This window comes from Ruminococcus sp. FMBCY1, from assembly GCF_023921805.1.
GTDB classification, from domain to species: domain Bacteria; phylum Bacillota; class Clostridia; order Oscillospirales; family Acutalibacteraceae; genus Ruminococcoides; species Ruminococcoides intestinale_A.
On record NZ_CP074197.1, the window covers coordinates 555046 to 575283 of the forward strand.

Annotated in this window: 18 protein-coding genes and 2 pseudogenes; 18 read left to right on the forward strand and 2 right to left on the reverse strand. The window is 43.6% G+C overall.

The features are described from left to right. Positions 1-110 precede the first annotated feature (110 nt). The 16 genes and pseudogenes from KGF34_RS02545 to KGF34_RS02620 form a co-directional block, all read left to right on the forward strand. Positions 111-722 carry an MptD family putative ECF transporter S component gene (locus KGF34_RS02545; RefSeq protein ID WP_015513385.1) on the forward strand — a complete coding sequence of 204 codons (612 nt, stop codon included), beginning with the start codon at positions 111-113 and terminating at the stop codon, positions 720-722. After that, positions 719-1444 (forward strand): energy-coupling factor transporter transmembrane component T, encoded by a 726-nt coding sequence (locus KGF34_RS02550; protein ID WP_015513386.1) that lies wholly within the window; start codon positions 719-721, stop codon positions 1442-1444. The genes KGF34_RS02545 and KGF34_RS02550 overlap by 4 nt, the downstream gene beginning before the upstream one ends. Beyond that, on the forward strand, positions 1441-2913 hold the full coding sequence (locus KGF34_RS02555; protein ID WP_252559708.1) for an energy-coupling factor ABC transporter ATP-binding protein: 1473 nt from the start codon (positions 1441-1443) through the stop codon (positions 2911-2913). Before KGF34_RS02550 ends, KGF34_RS02555 begins: the two co-directional genes overlap by 4 nt. A 3-nt stretch (positions 2914-2916) precedes the next feature. Continuing rightward, entirely contained in the window at positions 2917-4680 is a 1764-nt protein-coding gene (locus KGF34_RS02560) for an ABC transporter ATP-binding protein (protein WP_015513387.1), read from the forward strand. Then, positions 4673-6382, forward strand: coding sequence for an ABC transporter ATP-binding protein (locus tag KGF34_RS02565; protein WP_015513388.1), 1710 nt, complete (start codon positions 4673-4675; stop codon positions 6380-6382). The genes KGF34_RS02560 and KGF34_RS02565 overlap by 8 nt, the downstream gene beginning before the upstream one ends. 548 nt (positions 6383-6930) lie before the next feature. Then, positions 6931-7371 carry an ECF-type sigma factor gene (locus KGF34_RS02570; RefSeq protein ID WP_252559709.1) on the forward strand — a complete coding sequence of 147 codons (441 nt, stop codon included), beginning with the start codon at positions 6931-6933 and terminating at the stop codon, positions 7369-7371. 56 nt (positions 7372-7427) lie between these two features. Next, positions 7428-7928, forward strand: a complete 501-nt coding sequence (locus KGF34_RS02575) for a DUF3846 domain-containing protein (RefSeq protein WP_252559710.1) — start codon at positions 7428-7430, stop codon at positions 7926-7928. Positions 7929-8453: 525 nt separating this feature from the next. Next, positions 8454-9179 carry a DUF4240 domain-containing protein gene (locus tag KGF34_RS02580; protein ID WP_147567601.1) on the forward strand — a complete coding sequence of 242 codons (726 nt, stop codon included), beginning with the start codon at positions 8454-8456 and terminating at the stop codon, positions 9177-9179. Positions 9180-9200: 21 nt separating this feature from the next. After that, a complete protein-coding gene (locus KGF34_RS02585; protein WP_055147730.1) occupies positions 9201-11177 on the forward strand; it encodes an ATP-dependent DNA helicase in 1977 nt (658 codons plus the stop codon). Between the two features lie 169 nt (positions 11178-11346). Then, positions 11347-12465: a tyrosine-type recombinase/integrase gene (locus KGF34_RS02590; protein ID WP_252559711.1), complete on the forward strand. Its 1119-nt coding sequence runs from the start codon at positions 11347-11349 to the stop codon at positions 12463-12465. Positions 12466-12477: 12 nt separating this feature from the next. Next, positions 12478-14229, forward strand: a complete 1752-nt coding sequence (locus tag KGF34_RS02595; RefSeq protein WP_006428320.1) for a tyrosine-type recombinase/integrase — start codon at positions 12478-12480, stop codon at positions 14227-14229. Next, positions 14222-15739, forward strand: a complete 1518-nt coding sequence (locus KGF34_RS02600) for a tyrosine-type recombinase/integrase (protein ID WP_252559712.1) — start codon at positions 14222-14224, stop codon at positions 15737-15739. Before KGF34_RS02595 ends, KGF34_RS02600 begins: the two co-directional genes overlap by 8 nt. Continuing rightward, positions 15705-16088 (forward strand): DUF6262 family protein, encoded by a 384-nt coding sequence (locus tag KGF34_RS02605; RefSeq protein ID WP_015533403.1) that lies wholly within the window; start codon positions 15705-15707, stop codon positions 16086-16088. The genes KGF34_RS02600 and KGF34_RS02605 overlap by 35 nt, the downstream gene beginning before the upstream one ends. A gap of 286 nt (positions 16089-16374) precedes the next feature. After that, entirely contained in the window at positions 16375-16797 is a 423-nt protein-coding gene (locus tag KGF34_RS02610; RefSeq protein ID WP_015535738.1) for a cupin domain-containing protein, read from the forward strand. Between the two features lie 24 nt (positions 16798-16821). Further along, a pseudogene (locus KGF34_RS02615) lies at positions 16822-17148 on the forward strand (carboxymuconolactone decarboxylase family protein); the annotation flags it as partial. A 115-nt stretch (positions 17149-17263) separates the two neighbouring features. Next, positions 17264-17536 (forward strand): annotated as a pseudogene (locus KGF34_RS02620) (cupin domain-containing protein); the annotation flags it as partial. A gap of 132 nt (positions 17537-17668) precedes the next feature. On the opposite strand, the gene KGF34_RS02625 reads toward KGF34_RS02620, so the two are convergent. Beyond that, a complete protein-coding gene (locus KGF34_RS02625; protein ID WP_195410262.1) occupies positions 17669-18118 on the reverse strand; it encodes a nucleoside deaminase in 450 nt (149 codons plus the stop codon). Continuing rightward, a complete protein-coding gene (locus KGF34_RS02630) occupies positions 18115-19188 on the reverse strand; it encodes a type II CAAX endopeptidase family protein (protein ID WP_252559713.1) in 1074 nt (357 codons plus the stop codon). Before KGF34_RS02630 ends, KGF34_RS02625 begins: the two co-directional genes overlap by 4 nt. Before the next feature lie 276 nt (positions 19189-19464). Between KGF34_RS02630 and infC the strand changes: the two genes are divergently transcribed. Both infC and rpmI read left to right on the forward strand, forming a co-directional pair. Further along, a complete protein-coding gene (gene infC / locus KGF34_RS02635; protein ID WP_252560198.1) occupies positions 19465-19983 on the forward strand; it encodes a translation initiation factor IF-3 in 519 nt (172 codons plus the stop codon). A gap of 24 nt (positions 19984-20007) precedes the next feature. Then, entirely contained in the window at positions 20008-20205 is a 198-nt protein-coding gene (gene rpmI, locus KGF34_RS02640) for a 50S ribosomal protein L35 (protein ID WP_022234890.1), read from the forward strand. Positions 20206-20238 lie beyond the last annotated feature (33 nt).

Here is a 20238-nt window from a genome sequence, read left to right on the forward strand (position 1 = left end):
GAATGTTGTTCGATAAATGAGTATTGTATTAGATGATGGTTAGAGCTATCTAACTTGAGAATATCACAAACCATTTGTCAAGTCAAGACAATGAAAGGTAGGAGGTCAAAATGAGTAATCAAGTAAATTCTATGAACAAAGGTCTGACAGTGAAAGACCTTGTAACAACAGGTATTTTTACTGCACTATTATTTGTTTTTGTATTGGTGGGCGGCGTCTTTTTTGCAACGAATCCTGTACTTACTTTTTTCATGCCGGCAGGAGGTGGGCTGCTTGCTGGCCCCATTTATCTTTTGCTGATTGCAAAAGTACATAAGCGTTGGAGTCTTTCTATAATGGGCGTTATCATGGGTATTATTTGGTTCGTGACCGGTATGCACTGGGCCTTTGCGCTGGGCTATCTGATTATGGCGATTGTCGCTGACTTTGTTGCGGGTGCAGGGCAATACAAAAGCAAGAAACTCAACAGTCTGTCTTACGTCCTGTTTTCCCTCGGCGGTACTGGATCGTATATCGTTTTCTTTGCTGACCCCAACGGCTGGGCGCAGACAATGCTGGGTAATGGAACCGAACAGAGCTACATCGACACCATGCAGGCAACCGCTAACACCGGCATTCTGATTGCCATGTTTGCCGCTGCTATCATTACATCTGCGATCAGCGCCTTTGTAGGCTGCAAAATGCTGAAAAAGCAGTTTGAAAAAGCAGGTATTACAGCATGAGCGGTAACCGCCACAAGAAAGGGCTTTGGCTCGACCCACGGGCCAAGCTCTTTCTTATTCTTATGTGTGTTTTATCGTCCATGTTTGCTCCTTCACTTGCATATCAATTTGTCCTTGTTATGCTGATTGCGGTATTGGGGGCTTTCTTTGGAAAGTGGAAATATGTCATTAAGGCTGTATGCTTTTATGCGGTCATCTGTGCCCTGACAGTTTGGATCATGGCAGAAATGACAGGCACGCTGCGGACAATGTTTATTGCCTTTTTAGGATTGTTTCATAAGGTATATGCGTGCGGAACCTTGGCCGGGATTGTTCTGACTACTACAAAAGTCAATGAGTTCCTGTCTGCTATGAACCGTGTCCACGCACCCAAAAAGTTAGTAATTCCTATGGCAGTTATGCTACGGTACATTCCAACTATTCAAGAGGACTGGCGCTATATCACAGACGCTATGCGAATGAGAGATGTTTCACCATCTCTGGCGGGCTTTTTAACACATCCGGGCATGACGGTTGAGTGTATTTATGTGCCTTTATTGATGGCAGCTTCAAAAGCGGCGGATGATCTTTCTGTTGCTTCTGTCACTCGTGGAATTGAAAATCCCAATCCACGCACCTGTCTTGTCCAGATAAAATGCGGAATTTCCGATTGGGGCGTCATGGCCGTTGCCGTAGCTTATCTGATTTTTGAATTATGTGTGCGAGGAGGTGTGATCGGTTGATTGAGTTTGAAAATGTATCGTTTTCCTATACGGGGCAGGAACATGGTGGGCTGCGCGACATCAATTTGAAAATTTCGGACGGAGAATTCGTCCTGTTCTGTGGCCGCAGCGGGTGCGGAAAAACAACGATTACAAGGCTGGTGAATGGACTGATCCCTCAGTTTTATCAGGGGGAGCTTCATGGCCGTGTGCTGGTAGATGGTCAGGAAATCAGCAATATCCCCATGTATCAGATTGCCGCTAAGGTTGGCTCCGTTTTCCAAAATCCACGGACGCAGTTTTTCAATGTTGATACAGACAGTGAGATTGCCTTTGGAATTGAAAATGAAGCTCGCCCTCCTGAGAAATTGGCTGAGCGAGTAGAGCAGACAACTGAAGATTTGCATATTCAAAAGCTGCGAAACAGAAATATTTTTGAGTTGTCCGGCGGAGAAAAGCAGAAAATCGCCTTTGCTTCTGTTTATGCCATGAACCCACATATTTATCTATTGGATGAACCATCCTCTAATCTGGATATGACTTCGATCCAGGAACTAAAGAAACATTTGCGGCTGATAAAAAAACAGGGCAAAACAGTTTTGATAGCGGAACATCGTCTGTACTACCTGATGGAGTTGGCTGACCGAATTGTTTATCTGGAAAAAGGAGAAATTAAAGGAATATACACCCCGGAAGAATTTTGGCAGCTATCTGAACCTGATCGTGAACACATGGGGCTGCGAGCTGTTGATCTACAGGCGGTATTCCCGCAAAAAGCCCACTTGCCTGCGCCTACCCCTGTATTGGAGCTGCGGAATGTGACGCTCCGTTACAAGAAGCAAACAATTTTGCATGACATTGAGCTATCCGCCGGAAAGGGCGAAGTGATTGGTGTTGTCGGCCACAACGGAGCTGGAAAGACTACATTTTCCCGCGCTCTCTGTGGGCTTCACAAAGACTGCGATGGACAATTTTTGTGGGAAAGCGAGCCGATTGAGCGTAAGGAAAGGCTGAAACGCTCTTACATGGTTATGCAGGATGTGAATTATGAACTTTTCGCTGACAGCGTGGAGGCAGAGTGCTCCTTTGGTATACGCAATCCAGATCAAACACTGGTAAATGCAACTTTGGAGGAATTAGGTCTTACCCAATATCGGGAGCGCCATCCAAACACGCTTTCTGGCGGTCAAAAGCAACGAGTAGCTGTAGCTGTTAGCATGATTTGTGGGAAAGATCTGCTGGTATTCGATGAACCGACCAGCGGCCTTGATTTTGACAGTATGACGCAGGTGGCGGGACTGATCCGCCGGTTGTCCAATATGGGAAAGGTTATTTTCATTGTCACCCACGATTTTGAATTTGTCTGCCGTACCTGCTCCCGTGTCCTGCATTTTGACGAAGGCGAAATGCCCGATGATGTACCAGTTACAATGGATGCCCTCCCGAAATTGAGAGAGCTGTTCTCTGTTTCAGATGGAAAGGAGAGGTGATCTATGAAACAGAAAAAAGAAAACAGAGTAGCTTTGCTGCTCCACTGGGCCGGTGAGCAAAAAATCTGGCTGTTCCTGGCAATTTTTCTATCGGCGGTCAGCGGCCTTTGCATTATCGTCCCTTACATTGGAATTTACCGGCTGATGGACGCCACCTTCAATCATACCTGCACGCAGGAACTTGTTGTACATACCGTGGTAATGATTGCAGTGGCGGTAACTTTGCGGTTTGTCCTGTTTGGCTGTTCCGGCGTAGCAGCCCACAAAGGGGCCTATGGCGCTCTTTTCAAAGTGCGCTGCATGGTTGCAGAACACATGGCCAGAGCGCCTTTAGGGGCCTTGAATGAACGGCGCACCGGGGACATAAAAACGGTTCTGAATGAAGATATTGAAAAGTTGGAGCTGTTTCTGGCCCATAACCTTCCTGACCTTGTGTGCTATCTGGTGGGGCCGGTAGTCATCTTTATTTATCTGATGACCGTCAATATTCCTCTGGCATTGATTTCCCTGGTTCCGCTAATCCTTGCTGTTGTTGTAATGGGGATGATGTTCCGCAATACGGATGACCTGATGGAACGGGCCAATCACTCCATTACCACACTGAACTCGGTTATGATTGAGTACATCAGCGGCATGAAATTGATTAAAGCCTATAACATGGGGAGCAAATCGTTTCAAAAGTTTTCAGACGCTATCCAGGAAGAAAACGCCATGTGGAATGAAACTTCCCGGCGCATGGGGCCACCTTATGCGGCCTTTGTTGTTATCATCGAATGTGGGATGTTGATGATGGTTCCAATCGGCGGAATGTTTTTCCTGAAAGGCTCACTGGCTGCCAGCGCATTTTTGCTGTTCGTCTATGTAGGTTCCATGTATTTGACGGAAATACGCCCCCTACAGGAACTGGGGACTAATTTTGCCAATGTGCTGAACGCTGTTACTAAGACCAAAGAGATACTGGATATTCCAATTTATGAGGGTGGAGCGGACTTTCCCCAAAATCACGATATTGAACTTCGGAATGTTCGGTTTTCCTATGATGGCAAGACCGATGTACTGCAAGGCGTTAATCTCAAAATTAAAGATGGTGAACGCATGGCCCTTGTGGGACAGTCTGGTGCCGGTAAAAGTACCGTGATTGAGCTGATCTCTCGGTTCTATGATGTGCAGGAGGGCGAAGTGCTGATTGGCGGGAAAAATGTAAAGGAACTCAATTATGATAATATCCTAAAAAATGTCGCCATTGTGTTCCAAAAGACCTTCCTGACCCGTGACAGCGTTTTAGAAAATATCCGCATGGGCAGTAACGCCACTCTGGAAAAAGTACGGACCGCCGCAAAAGAGGCGCAGATTGATGATTTCATCATGTCTTTGCCGGATGGATATGACACGAAGGTGGGCAGCTTCGGCTCTCGCTTCTCCGGCGGTGAAAAACAGCGGATTGCCATTGCCCGCGCTATCCTGAAGAATGCCCCCATTTTGATCTTAGACGAGGCCACAAGCGCCTCTGACCCGGAAAATCAGATGGAGATTGACAAAGCCATTCAAAATCTCTGTAAGGGAAAGACTGTCATTGTGGTAGCCCATCGTTTGAGCGCGTTGAAGATGTGCGAGCGTGTAGCAGTGGTTGAAAATCACACAATTACCTATGTCGGAACCCATGAGGAAGTCCGAAAGAACAATGCTTACTATCGGAAGGCGTGGGAGGACTACGAAACAGCCCGGAATATTACTTATCAGTTGGAGGGAGGCGAGCAGCATGAGTGAGCATGATGTATTGAAAAAGAACCGTAATTTTTATATTGGCGTTGGCGGGACTGTTCTGGAAGGGCTTCTCTCCGGCAGCCTGTTTATGCTGCTTTACTCTGTCATGCAGTTTTTGTGGTCGGGACAATTTGACATGAACCGTGTCCTGGTTCTGACCTGTGTGATCGCGGTGGTTTTTCTTCTTCGTATCCTGATTTACAGCTATGGCTATACCAAAGCGCAGATTGGCGGTGCAGCGGTCAGCAAAAATATTCGGCTTTTTATGGGCAACCATTTGAAGCGCATCCCACTGTCTCGATTTTCGCAGGGGCAGACCGGCGATTATATCAACACCATTACAAGCGACGTAAACAACTACGAAAAAATCCTGACCCATAAAGTCGGAGATTTCGCAAAGAATTTTGCCCTGTCATTGATGTTGATTGTCTTTGTTATGACGCTCTATGTTCCGGCAGGAATTATCCTGCTGATAGCCGATCTTCTTTTAATCCCCGGCCTATGGCTTTCTTTCCGCATGGTACGGAAATATGGAAAAGAAAAGAACGATATTTGTGCGGAGAACGTCAGCAGCATTGTTGAGTATGTTTCTGGTATTCAGACTTTCCGAGCTTATGGTGTAGGCGGTATGAAGAACAAAACTGTTATCAACGCCATGCGGGAGTTTTCCCGGATCAGCTTTGTGTACGAATCAAAAGTGCTTCCTATTGGTGCGGTCTTTGGTATTTTGAGTTGGCTGTCCTGCCCGCTGGTTATCTTGCTGGCCTATGCACCCTGGGTCGCAGGGACACTGAACACGGTGGACTACCTTTTGATTTGTATGCTGCCCCTGTTCTGTGCAAAGCTGGCTAACTCGATTTTTGTAGACCTTACCAGTTATAAGAACCTGATGATCTCGAAAAACAAAATCTTGAGTGTAATGAATGAGCCGGAGGAAACTGGCAGCATGGAGCCGCTTCACACAGCTACCCATGAAATCACATTTGACAATGTAGATTTTGCATATGTTCCCGGTGAACCGGTACTAAAACACGCCACCTTTACGGTGCCAGATCAAAAGCTCACGGCCATTGTCGGAGACTCTGGCTCCGGCAAATCTACTATTTTTAACCTGATTGCAAAATATTATGAAGCAACGGGCGGGACGATTTCTATTGGCGGTAAACCCATTAACCATGTTGCCGCAGAGCGTGTACTGGAGCAAGTTTCTATGGTAGACCAGAACATATTTCTTTTTGACGATACCATCCGGGATAATATCCGACACGCTCGTCCTAATGCTACGGACACGGAAATCGAGACTGCCTGCCGGGAGGCTAACTGTGACAGCTTCATCCGTAAGATGGAAAAGGGATACGATACGCCGACTGGCGAGAATGGAAATCTTCTCTCTGGCGGTGAGCGTCAGCGAATTTCAATAGCCCGCGCCATCCTGAAAAATAGCCCCATCCTGCTTTTGGATGAAGCAACAGCATCTCTTGACATTGAAAATGAGCTTGCCGTAAAGCAGGCCATCGCCAATCTGCTAAAAGAAAAAAAGACAGTGGTAATGATTGCTCATACCCTTTCCATTGTCAAAAATGCAGATCAAATCCTTGTAATGGGTGATGGCAGGATTGCTGAATCTGGAACCCATGAGGAATTGCTTGCGAAAGGCGAAAAATATGCTGCTATGTGGAACGCAGAGCAAAAAATATTAGCTTGATGGGAAATAAGATGTCTGTCGGATCGAATATGATATTAGCACAGAAACCTATGAACAGCTGAAAGAATCAGTCACGAAAGAATAATTACATAGCGCATGAATCTGCCCCGATTAAGGGGAAAGAAAAAACCGTTGGTTGGGGCAGGTAATTTTGCACACTCATTTTAAGTTATTACCATAACGGCGGTTTTGAGAAATCAGAGCCGCCGTTTCTTTGTTTTTACACAAACCAATGACGACTTCCAGGGACACGGTAGCCGATTGGAGGTTAATTTATCGTGCCCCGTTTACTTTTTCAAAGCTCACATGATCTGCATCAGTTAAAAAAATTATTGTTCTTCGTTCGGGCAAGTATAATATTGCATCGGCATTATCGTTCTATGTAATTCAGTATAATAATGGCTGTTTTTGGAATGCCAGTTTTCCATTGCGGAAATTTGGCGTTTTTGATAGCCGTTTTTATGATGATGCTTTTAGAGTATATCGCTGTCGATCACCGCCACACTCCGATTTGATTTCGTAAAAATTCAGATCGGAGGAAAAGACAAGTGGCTTATAACAAAGCAAAAGAAGAATATAGATGGAACCAGTGGAAAGCAGAGGAAGAGAAGATCCTGCGCGAGCAGGGCGTGGATGAAGAGACGATCCAGAAGCTACGGGAGTATGACTGGGACGATTTTAATGCAGAGAGGAGATTCCGGGAACATCAGACCTCACTTCTGGACTGTATGGAACTGCTTCTGGAAGAAAAAGAATCAGGAGAGTCTCAGCCAGAGAGTGTGGAAGCCCTGCTCGATACCGTGGAGAATGAAGAACTACTCCAGATCCTGTTATCGACTGACAAGAAAACTCTTCAGATGGTTGTTCTGAAGATGATGGGATATGCACCAAAGGAGATCAGCCATCACATGGAACTGCCGGAGCAGACTGTTTATACAAGACTGCGGAGGTTACGGGAGAAAATCAAAAAGTCCATGAAATTTGAATAAAACAAAAGGCTCTCATCGGCTGATTATCAGAACGAACAGACAGGAGGATTGATACGATGAATGAGAAAGAAGTGTCCGAAATGCAGGAAGAAATGATGACGGTGCTGGTAGTCGAGTCGATGAAAGCACCTTATGTCAAGATCATCCCCAATGAACTGGAGGATCTGCAGCAGGCGGTAGGTGGTGACATTGAGATGACCTATCCGTTTGAGGATGAGGTTGGAATTCTTTTAAACGGCAATGGAAAATTTGAGGGGCTGCCGTTAAATCGGGCATTGTACGATGATCGAGGACAGGTCTATGATGCCATTGCCGGAACATTCCTTGTAGTAGGACTGACAGAAGACGATTTTACTTCGCTGACACCGGAGCAGATTGAAAAGTTTAAAGAAAAATATCAGTCACCGGAAGTTTTTACCCTGTTTAACGGGGAACTTCATGTGATGAAGATGCCGCTGGAAGAAGCCAAAGAGCAGAAAGAAAAGCAGAAGAAAGATGCACAGCAGAAGAATCCGGCAAAAGGAAAAAAGAAAAACAGATCCGGGGAATCACGATAAAAAATTTTTTTGTGAAGTGAATAAAAAAATACACTGCCATCGGCTAGTAAGCAGAGGGACATCCCTCGGCTGTTCTTTGGCAAGTGAATATCGGCACTACAGGTACGTTCCCAACCGTAGAAGCGTGACAGTATGAGCGCCATGATTAAGTATAGGGTAAAGATTCTTAGACTTGGAGCGAGAAAGCATAGCTGTGAATAAGGCGGTGGCAGCCTTTCGCCAGGATCACGGACGGGGGATAATGATACACGTTACCAGCCAGAGAGCGGAAGATGTACTCCGGGTTGTAATCAGAAAGACCCCCAGGACATCTGTGAGCGGCGGCAGGCCAGCCGCCCGCCTGTAGTGTCCCCTTTCCCAGAAGAAATACAGGGATAGTTCCGGGGGTGCGAGGTCAAATGCGGAACAGCAAGATAAAAAAGAAATCAATGAAGAAGTGTGTCGTTGATATCAGATACCATGCGGCTGTGGGAGACTACAGCCGTATTCTTGTGGTATTAACGTCACATCAAGGGGAGAGAACAGATGGAAGAAACAAAAAGAAGTGGAATGAGCAAGGATCAATTCTGGAATCTGATTGAAAAAGCAAAGGAAGTGTGCGGCACCGATCTGGATGCTTCGGCAGTGTGGATCAAGCAGCAGCTCTTCTATATGACACCGGAGGATGTCCTCCAATTCCACAATCTTGTTTACAGTTACCGGGATGCGGCTTATAAGTACGGCTTATGGACAGCGGCAGGTATTATGATGGAAGCAGGGTGCAGTGATGACAGTTTTTCCGATTTTCGGATGTGGCTGATCGCCCAGGGAAAAGAAGTTTATCTGAATGCCTTAAAAGATCCGGATTCCCTTTCCGGCGTGACTCCGTATGGGTACTGTAGTTTTGAAGCGTTGGGATACATCTCATCGCAGGTCTACAGTGCCATGAAAGGGAAAAATATCTATCAGGACAGTACGGCAAGAATGCAGATGGAATGTTATGAGCAGGTGATCCGGGATATTGTGTACCATCCCATGATCGAGTATCCGCTGGAATTACCGGAAGCAATGGTGGTATATCCGAAACTCTGTGAATGCCATTTGTCCGAGCAGGTAAGGAAAGCTCCTCAGAAAGTAAGGACATGGAATGTTTCCCGGACGGATATCCGAAGGATGATGGCAAGAGGGAATGCTGCCATAAAGAAAATGCAGGAGCAGGGAGCAAAAGCACCGGAAGCAGTCAGATCCGTCCGTAAGGGTACGGTAAGATAAGCTTCCCGGCAAGGAGAAGTAATGTGTTATAAAAATGAATATCAAAAAAGGGCGCATGGCGAAGTGGAAAGAATCTTTCGGGAACTTCTACCGGAAGCCGGGCTTCACGTAAGAGAAGAACAGATCCGTCTCTGCCATGAAATGCTGGATGCCCTTATGAAAAATGAGATCACGCTCTGTGATGCAGGAGTGGGCATTGGAAAAACCTATGCCTATCTGACTGCCTGCATCCTGATGCGGAAATATAGTGTACTGCATTCCGGTTATTCGGGATGTGACAGGCGGCCTGTGGTGGTATCCACTTCCAGCATTGCCTTACAGAAAGCTATCATAGAGGAATATGTTCCTTTTTTATCGGATGTACTGTTAAAAGCAGATCTGCTTCAGGGAGAATTAAAGGCAGTTGTCCGCAAGGGAAAGGAACATTTTGTGTGCGATTACAGGCTGGCCCAAAGACTGGAGGCAGTCCGGGATAAGAATAAAAATCAGGCACAGATGGAGGCATTGAAGTCCCTCCGGCATAACTTTGATTTAGATTCCGTACATAACCTGAGCGGTTTTGACCGCAGGCTGGTGTGCGTACCGAAATTCTGCCCCAGGGAGTGTCCGGGGAAAGCAGGATGCCGTTATCAGAAATATTTGGATGTTTCCAAAAAAGAGGAAGTTTTTATACAGATATGCAATCACAATTATCTTCTGGCAGACGCCATGCACCGGATGAATGAATACCGGCCTCTGCTGGCAGATTACAGAGCATTGGTAGTAGATGAAGCACATAAGCTCCCAGAAGCTGCCAGCCAGATGGATGGGAGAAGTATTGGAAGAGAGGATGTGCAGGAAATCTCGTATTTCTTAAACAGGGAGCATAAAAGTTCGGAAGGTAAGAGACTACAGGATTGGTTTAATACACTTTCAATGGAAATCCGTAAGGATCAGGCCGGGATGGGAGATGACATAGCTGGAAAAGAAAATTTCTATTTTCCGGCAAAGTGCCGATCTTCTCTGGAGCAGGTAAGGGGGAATCTCAGTCTTATGCTTAAAAGACTTGCTGGAAATGTCCCTTACTGGATCTTCCGGCGGCTGGAAGAGATGGAAGAGCTGTTCGGCTGGTTTCTGAAGAAGGATACCAGATACGTTTTATTTCTTCAGCCAGACGGCAGGGGAGATCCTGTGTTTATGGCTGTTAGCAGAGAGATTCCAAGGTTTCTCCATGATTCCTTATGGGACAGGGGATTTCCCTCGATTCTCACCAGTGGAACTTTAAAAGCCGGAAATGGGTTTGTAAGGACCAGACAGATGACCGGGCTGGAAAAGAAAAGCAGAGTCCGGGAGTGTGTAGCAGAATCCCCATTTTGTTACAGAGAGAACTGTCTGCTTTATATTCCTGAGAATTTAAAAGCGACGCTCAAGGGAAGCCGGGAAGAGGCCGAGCAACTTGCAGGCCAGATCCGTGATCTGGTGTGTTCCACTTACGGGCATACACTGGTACTGTTTACATCTTATACCCTGATGGGAAATGTGCAGCAGCTCCTGCGGGATCAGATCCCGTTCCCGATGGTGCAGGTATGGAGAAACTCACAGGAAGAAATCGCACGGTTTAAGAAGATGGAAAATGCCGTTCTGTTTGCAGCCGGCTCCTGTTGGGAAGGTGTGGATTTTCCGGGGGATATGGTATCGTCCCTGATCATTGTAAAATTGCCGTTTGCTGTACCGGACCCCATCCATGAAGCACAAAGGGAACAATACCGATCACTGGAATCCTACATTCAAAATGTTGTTGTTCCAGATATGCAGAAGAAACTGCGCCAGGGATTCGGACGGGCGATCCGGACGGAGCAGGACACCTGTGTAGTGTCCATTTTAGACCACCGAGCGGCAAAGAAAGGAAAGTACCGGGGAGATGTTCTGGACGCCCTGCCAAAGTGCCAGATGGCAGAAAAAATCGATGAAGTAGAGGACTTTATCCGAAGCCGGAAAGTGGAGCGTTACTACAGCTGATAACATCCGTGGTGTTGTTGGTTCTGCCCAGATCTGGACAGAAAATAAGACAAAAAGTTTAGTGGTATTTCAGGAGCGGTTTTGACCGAATTGGTGGTATTTGTGATAGCTTTATCGGCATGAGTTGGGTATACTGTGTATAGCGTTAGAGGAAAGGAAGTGAGCAGGAATGAGACGATATGAACTGGAAAAAGAAAGAGAGGGTTCCACCGTTTATTTCTTTATCAGAGATGTGGAAACACTGGATATCGTCCTGCTTCCAACCAAATATCTGATGCACAAGATACGGAGTAAATGTTCACCGAATACGGTGCGGCGCTCCGCACTTGCAATCCTGTACTATCTGGAATACATCCATGAAAAGAAAAAGGAATTGACAGACGTATATCAAATGCCTTATGTTGAACAGACAAATCACTTTGTGGAATTTTTATACTGGCTGAAAGCCGGGAAGCATACCAGAGATAAAAATCACAGATCTCCAAACAATGGAACCTGCAACGCATACTTAAGAGATGTGTTCAGGTTCTATCTTTTTATAGAAGAAGAGTACCAGCAGTTCGGGGAGCTGAAAGTCCTGTCCTATAATTATTTTGTAGCCGTGGATACAGTAGGCGTAAAGAAAAGCATACGATCAAAGAGTTTCAAAGGCTATTTAAAAGAGGAAGAGCATAAGGCGAGAGCAGCAAAGAAAGATGAAATTGTGGAAATCTTGAAAGCGTGTACCAATATAAGAGATCGGCTTCTCATGCTGCTTCTGGCAGAGACAGGCTACCGAATCGGTGAGATATTAGGAATTGATTACAGTAAGGACATTGATTATCAGAACCACATAATCCGGGTATATTTCCGTGAGGACAATGAAAATGGAGCGAGAGCAAAGAATGCAGAATACCGAAGTGCGAAGATCAGCAAAGATACCTTCGGCTTTTTAAATCTGTATATCGCAGAGTACCGAAAACTACTTCAGCACCAGACAAGCCTGTTTGTGAATATTTCCGGGGATAATATCGGAAAACCAATGAACGTGGAAGCAGTATACTCCATGCTAAAAAGAATGGATAAGAAAACAGGGATTAAGATCACGCCTCATATGCTCCGGCATTACTTTGGAAATGAGCGGAGAAAAGCAGGATGGTCGCTGGAACTGATACAGCTGGCCTATGGACACCGCCACATCCAGACAACCATCAATTATCTGGACATTGTGGATGATGAACTGCTGGATGCCAGCCAGGAATTCTACGAGAAACACTCCTCCCTGTATGGGATTGAGGAATTGCTATAGGAGGTGGTTTTTATGCCTGCGTTTTTACAGTCTTTTATAGAGGCAGAACAAGAACGGAGCAGGCGGATTGAGCAGCTACGAAAAGAAATCCGGGAGTTTGCAAAAGAGGAAGCAGGAAGTTCCATTACAGAACAGATTCTGCTGTTTCTGGCAGATGAGATGGTAGAACATCTTTCGGAAATAGATTATGAACTGCGAATGAAATTTGAATTATACATAACACCGCTGATAAAGCGAAATTACATTTACCGATATACCGGAACGTTCGACCGGATACGGCAGGCGTACATCCGGGAACGGATGAAAACTCCGGCTGGACAGAGGGAATGTGAATGGAAATATAAAAATGAAATACTTTTTGTTCCATACCACTCAGATCCTGTAATCGTAAAGAGTGTGGAAACGGTACGGTGTCGGAGCAACATGGTCTGGAATTTTAAAGCGGCAGCCAGTGAGAAACTGAAACGTCAGATTTTTACCGTGCTGGAATATATTCTGGAGAATTATGAAATTTCCAGACTGAGGGAATATAAACTGACCGGGCTACAGCTTTTTTACGAATTTTGCATCCGGGAGCAGATTACAGATATCCAGCTTCTGGAGCTGGAACAGGAAACAGCATTTCAGGACTACCTGAAGCAGAAAGTCGAGAAAGAGCAACGGCGAAAACGACTGAAGAGCATTGTGGAAACTGCCCGTAAAGTGATTTTTATAGAAACTGATGAAACAAGATGGGATGCTACCATCTGGTATTTAGAGCGGTTTCGTATTGCCAAAGAAAGAATAAACCAGAGTGACAGTATAGAAAAAATATCATTTCAGGAAGTTCTACAGCCCAAGAATCGATTGCTGCTTCAGGAATATATGAAGTACGAAATTGGAATCGGAGAACTGGCGCTCAGTACGGTGTACGAAAGATTCCGAACCATTCGAAATTTTTTGCAGGAGATCAGCGAACTGGAAGTTACCAAGTGTGATGCCAGCCTGATTGATGTATATTTAAAGAATTTGCAGAATGGTGCTATGGGAGCAAAGACATTTAATACCAATGTTTCGGGAATACAGTTTTTTATGAAATTTCTGGAAGTAAAGGGGTATATAAAAAAGGTTCCGTTTTATGCATCGTATTACTTGGAAAAACAGATCCCAGTCCACCATGACAGAAGTGTGGAAGAGGATGTGTATATGGAAATTATCCAAAACCTCTCACAGTTTCCTGAACACCTGAGAATGATGTTTTTACATCTCTGGTGTGTGGGACTCCGGATCAGTGAGGTCTGCACCTTAAAAGGGGATGCGTATTATATCCAGAATGGTGACTGCTGGATGAAGGTCTACCAGGTGAAAATGAAAAATTATAAAAGGGTTCCCATTCCGGTAACATTGTATCGTCTGATGCAGGTTTATCTGAAAAAGCACCCTACCGAAAAAGAAGCATACATTTTTCGGAATCGGAAAGGTGGAGCATTTTCCAAAAGCACCTTCATGGGGCAGATGAAAAAATACTGCTCCCAGATAGGCATACAGAATGGAGAATATATTTTTAAGTCTCATGATTACCGACATACCGTAGCAACCAATTTTTATGAGCATGGCGTATCAATCCAAAGCATCCGGGACTATCTGGGACATACGTTTGAGGAAATGACCATGCAGTATATAGATTATATGCCAAGAAAAATTGCTAAAGAAAATGACGCATACTTTGAGGAAGAGGAAAACAGCCTGCTTGCCTGTATGCAGAAAGGAGAGAAGCATGGATAATAAACTGAAATTCCAACAACTGGAATGTTATAAGCTGGCTACCGATGAGCAAAAGGAAAAGCTGAATAAGGAACAATATTTTGATCTGGATAAACTGCCGGGAAACCAGCTTCAGACAGAATTTGTCGAATACATTTACTACCGTGGAACGCAGGTATCCATCCTGACCATAAAAAGGGAAAGGCATTATTTTAACAGCTTATGTGAATTTTTTCAGAAGTCATCCCATCAGGAAAACAGCCTGCTTGACAGAGAAAAAGACTTCTGGATAAAGCAGTTGAAAATGTGGATGATACAAAACGGTAGGGCTTTGACGAAGCATAAAGTGACGAACATTCAGACTGAATCGGTGGAAAAAGCTGCCCTGATTCGGTATTTTGAAAGCCTTCTGGAATTTACACTGGACCGATCAGAAACCAATGAGCTGGCAAAGGATATCTGGCATCTGGAAAGGCTTCCGCTTATCCTGCGGACAAATCCGATTGTCAACCATAAGACACTAAATTTCAGAGGAATCCGGCAACCAGATATTCGGGAAGAAGTAAAAAAAGCAATTTACCATCATCTGAAAACCGAAGCCCTTGGCAGTATAAAACGTGAACTGTCCGCAATGAATAAATTTTCAAAGTATTTGGATGAAAAGCATTCCAAGATCACCACCTGCGAAGAGATTGACCGGGAGATCATAGAACAATTTTTAATCAACATCAAGGTAGAATCAAACGGAGGGAATGGCATCCGGGATGACCTGCTAAAGCTTCGAAATGTGCTGGAAACAATCGGAAAAATTTATGATTTTCCACATCTTACAAAACTGTTTTTAAAATCTGATTTTCCGCCAGAACGGAAAGCAGAATTCAAATCTTATTCGGACAGTGAGCTGAAAAGACTGAATGCCCAGATTGTAAAAATGGAAGAGCAGATAGCAAGGGCAATGATCATCCACCAGATGCTTGGAACCAGAATTTCCGACACGCTGACCTTGCGGAAAGACTGCCTTTATAAACATGACCGTCAGGATATGATTATCATATACCAGCCGAAAACAAGAAGATATGAAAAACCGATCAGCCGGGAGCTGGCACAGCTGATTGGAAAGGCAGTCAGTTATGCAAATGAGCATTATCCTGAAAGCATTTATATCTTTGCGGACGAGAACAAACCGGAGAGACCAATCAGTTACCAAACCTTGCAGGATAAAGTGCTTCGAATGATCTATGAAAAAGATATCCGGGATGACAGCGGAAACTTATTCGGATTTGGAACGCATATGTTCCGGCACTGCTATGGGGTAAAATTAACGGAACTCCATGTGGATGACTGGACGATAGCGAAGCTCCTGGGACATAAGGGAGTACGAAGTGTCCAATATTACCGAAAAATGAGCAATCAGCGGATGGCAGATGAAACAAGAGAAGTTAGAAATTTTATGTCACAGATTATACTGGCAAGTCTGGACGGATGGGGAGAAGAATATGAGCAAATACGACAAGATGCTGGAATTGAATAAAAGAAAGAGCGAAGAAAAAGTGGAACGGGCAGTCCTGACAATACGGACAATGGTGTTGGAGAGAGAAAAGGTGTCCGTACCAGCACTGATGCAAAAGACTGGTTTATCTAGAGGATTCTTTTACAAGAATCCGATTGTAAGAGGTGAGATTGATGCAGCAATGGAACAGCAGGCTGGTATGGTGGATCCAAGGAGAAACATTATCAGTCAGGCGATGGAAGCGGAAATGAATCTGCTCCGGCAACAGCTACAGAAACTGAAAAGCGAAAATGAGAATCTAATAAAGGAAAACCAGAAGTTAAAAAAAGCACTATCCAAGAAAGAGTTGAATCTTATCAAACAGATTTAAGCTATATCATAATGCAAAGTAGGTCTGCCAGAATACAGCAGATCTGTTTTGCATTGTGATATAGAAACAGATTATGCTTAAAAGGCATTAAGCAACCCATAATAATGGGTATTGGACATAGAAAGCAATATGGGTGTATGATAAAAAACGATAAGAAATAAAGTGAATCTGAAATGCAAACTGTCACAGGAAAAATGTGAACTTTATGTAAAAAGTTGCAAAACCTATTGACCTAAAGCTTGCTTCAGGTTGTACCATAAAATAAAAACGCAAGGAGGAGATTTTCATGGATATCGAACAGATGAAAAAAGACTTAGGCGGTGGCAACGTATTTCCAATCGGTGAGGAAAATGTAGCATTTGCAAAGTATTTTACAGGTGAATGTTATCTGAATATGCTTACAACAGAGCGAGTACCTGTTGGTCTGGTTACTTTCGCTCCAAAAACAATCAATGCATACCACGTCCATCACAAGGGTGGCCAGATCCTTATGGTTACTGGTGGAAGAGGATGGTATCAGGAAGAAGGAAAACCGGCTCGTGAACTGAAAGCTGGAGATGTGGTAAACATTCCACCGGAAGTAAAACACTGGCATGGAGCAGCGAAAGACAGCTGGTTCCAGCATCTGGCAGTTGAGGTTCCGGCAGAAGGAGCTTCCAATGAGTGGCTGGAGTTCTTACCAGAAGAAGAGTACAACAAATTACCATAAATAAAAAGACGGAGGTTTGATGTCATGACAAAGATTACACAGACAGCAGGAAGAAATGCTCTGGGAACATTTGCACCGGAGTTTGCACATTTCAACGATGATGTTCTGTTCGGAGAGAACTGGAACAATGAAGATATTGATTTAAAGACAAGAAGCATTATCACAGTCGTAGCACTGATGGCACAGGGAATCACAGATTCCTCTTTGAAATTCCATTTACAGAATGCAAAGGATCATGGGGTAACACAGAAAGAGATCGCAGCAATCATCACTCACGTAGCATTCTATGCAGGCTGGCCAAAAGGCTGGGCAGTCTTTAATCTTGCAAAAGAGGTTTGGAATGAGGACGAAGCAGAGAAATAACCTGGCAGAAACTGCTCGTCATGAAAGGGTCGCACAAAACACAGACGTGTATGCCGTTAAAGCCCGTAACTATAAGGGATTGCGGAGGGGTAGTCCAGTTTTTTGCCGTAATAATTGGCATATTCATAATGCTGAAAATGGCGGCGGACAGATACTTGTTTGCGTAGGCGGCAGAGGATATTATCAGGAATGGGGCAAAGAGGCTGTTGAGTTAAACCCGGGTGATGTAATAAATATTCCTACAGGCATTAAGCATTGGCACGGTGCGGCACCCGACAGTTGGTTCTCACACCTTGCAGTAGAAGTTCCGGGTACAAATACATCAAACGAATGGCTTGAACCTGTAAGTGATGAAGATTATTCTAAATTAAAATAATTATTATTTAATTATGCTTTAGCAAACTGCTTTATCAAGTAATTAAAACCGTTTTACTAAAGAACATAAAAAACCGATAAGCTGAAAATCGCTTATCGGTTTTGCTTTTGTTATTATATTTTCCAAATAAAATTATCTCAATCGCTTGAAAAAACTTTTGAGAAGTTCGGCGCACTCTTCCTGCATAATACCGCCTTTACAATTCGGTTTGAAATTATACGGCATTTCAAAAAGATTTGTTATAGTACCGCAAGAACCGTTTTTGAAATCGTACGCACCGAAATACACATTCGGAATATGAGCGTTTATAATTGCGCCTGCGCACATCGGACAAGGTTCAAGGGTTACATATATATCGCAGTTCCAAAGCCGCCAACCGCCGAGCACTTTGCAGGCATTGTTAATTGCGTCGGTTTCTGCGTGTAAAAGTGCGTTCTTTTCTTTTTCTCGTCTGTTCCTGCCTGTAGCAACGATTTCGCCATTACGCACAATCACCGCACCGACAGGCACTTCGTCATCTTGAAAAGCCTCTCTTGCAAGCTCAAGCGCCTTTTCCATATACTTTATATTAAATTCACTCATAGCGCTACAGAAGCAATGATAGTTTCAAGAATGAAGATAACAACTATTGCAGCTGTACCTGCACTTGTAAAGAAACATTTTATCTTTTCTTTAAGTGAGAGAGAAACAACATTCGAGGTATCGCTTATGCTAAGAAAATTTTTATCCTTTTTCATTATATAAAGGAAAGCCAAAACTCCGAACACAAGCATTGCGGTAAATATTGAATAGTATATTATATAGAAAGAACGGGTAGTAACAATGTTCTGACTTTGCAAAATATCCATAATTACCGAGTAGAAGTTATTTATAAAGTGAATAATTATTGACGGAATAATTGAGTTTGCCTTGCAGTCAATATAAGCAAAAATAAGTCCGAGTATAAACGCAAACGGAATCTGAATAATATTTCCGTGCATTGCGCCGAACATAACGGCAGATACAATTATTGCAAATGAATTTCCGTATTTTCTAAGCGAACCCATTAAAATACCTCGAAAAGCAAATTCCTCGGCAAATGCAGGGGTAACGGCTATGGCAACAACATATAAAATATTTTCAAATACAGACCTTGATGACATATTCATATCCAGACTGTATTCAATGCCGATTAACGAAAAGTTGGAACTTACAAGATCGGCGGCAACATTTGAAACCATTGAAACGCCCATACCCATAAGTACGAGGGCGATAAGCATAGCGGGTTTTACGGATTTAACCGACAAGCAGTCTGAAATATGCGTTTTGCTTAGTTTTAAATATATCAGTCCGGTGATTGTCGCCGAGGCGGCTGCTGCGAAAATCTGCATATAATAAAAAACAGGACCGGAAGTCAATTTACTCACTATATACTGCGTTAAAGTTTCGGTATCGAAATTAGAAATATCCATATTCAGCATCGTAGACACGGTTAATAAAAATGTTATACCGACTACAATGATATTCATTGATAAAAAATAGGTAAGAATATAAAAGCCCAATCCGCTTGATTTTTTTTGCAAAGTCTTTAAATCGTGCGCTTTTTTGATTTCCTGCGGACTTTGCATATGATTTTGATAATAAGGATAGGGCTGATAATTTGCGTATTGCATTTTCATCACTCCAATGGTATAATTTTAGCATAGTAACACATATATTTCAAGAAATATTTTCCGATAATGAAAAAATAATGAAAAATCCCTTGACTTTTCAGGTAATCGGTTATATAATGTGTAAGTACAATAAAGCAAAGCAGAAATGCTTTCACCTGTGGGGTGTCGTCTGCACGGGTCAATACCTTAAACATAATAGTTTATTTGTATTGCAATGCGGACGGTGTATTTCTGTCCGCATTATTTTTTGAAAAGGTACTTTGGAGGTGCTTAACCATCAGCAAGAAAGATATTCAGATTAACGAGGAAATCCGTGATAAAGAGCTTAGAGTAATCAGCTCGGACGGAAAGCAGCTCGGTATTATGTCATCAAAGGAAGCTCTCGCACTTGCAGAACAAAAAAATCTTGACCTTGTTAAGATTGCTCCGCAGAGCGTTCCGCCTGTATGTAAAATTATGGACTACGGCAAATACCGTTTTGAGCAGGCTAAAAGGGAAAAGGAAGCAAGAAAAAATCAGCATGTTGTTGATATTAAGGAAGTTAGACTCTCTTTAAACATTGATACACACGACTTCAACACCAAACTTAACAACGCTGTTAAGTTTATTAAGCACGGAGATAAAGTTAAGGTATCTATCCGTTTTAGAGGAAGAGAAATGGGACATCCTGAAATCGGTCTTGAAACTATGAACCGCTTTGCTGAAGCTTGTGCAGAGTTTGCCTCGGTAGAAAAGCCTGCAAAGCTTGAAGGTCGCAATATGCTTATGTTTCTTGCACCAAAGTCCAATAAGTAATCACAGCTAAGGAGGATATTTATTATGCCTAAAATTAAAACTCACAGTGGTGCTAAAAAGCGTTTTAAACTTTCTAAGAACGGTAATGTAATCCGTGCACACGCAAACAAGAGCCACATTCTTAACAAGAAAACAACAAAGCGTAAGAGAGGTTTACGCCAGACTGCTGTTACAGATAAGACAAATGTAGCTCAGATCAAGCGTTTAATTCCTTATAAATAATTTATCGCTTGTACTGCTTTTTATTTAAATAAT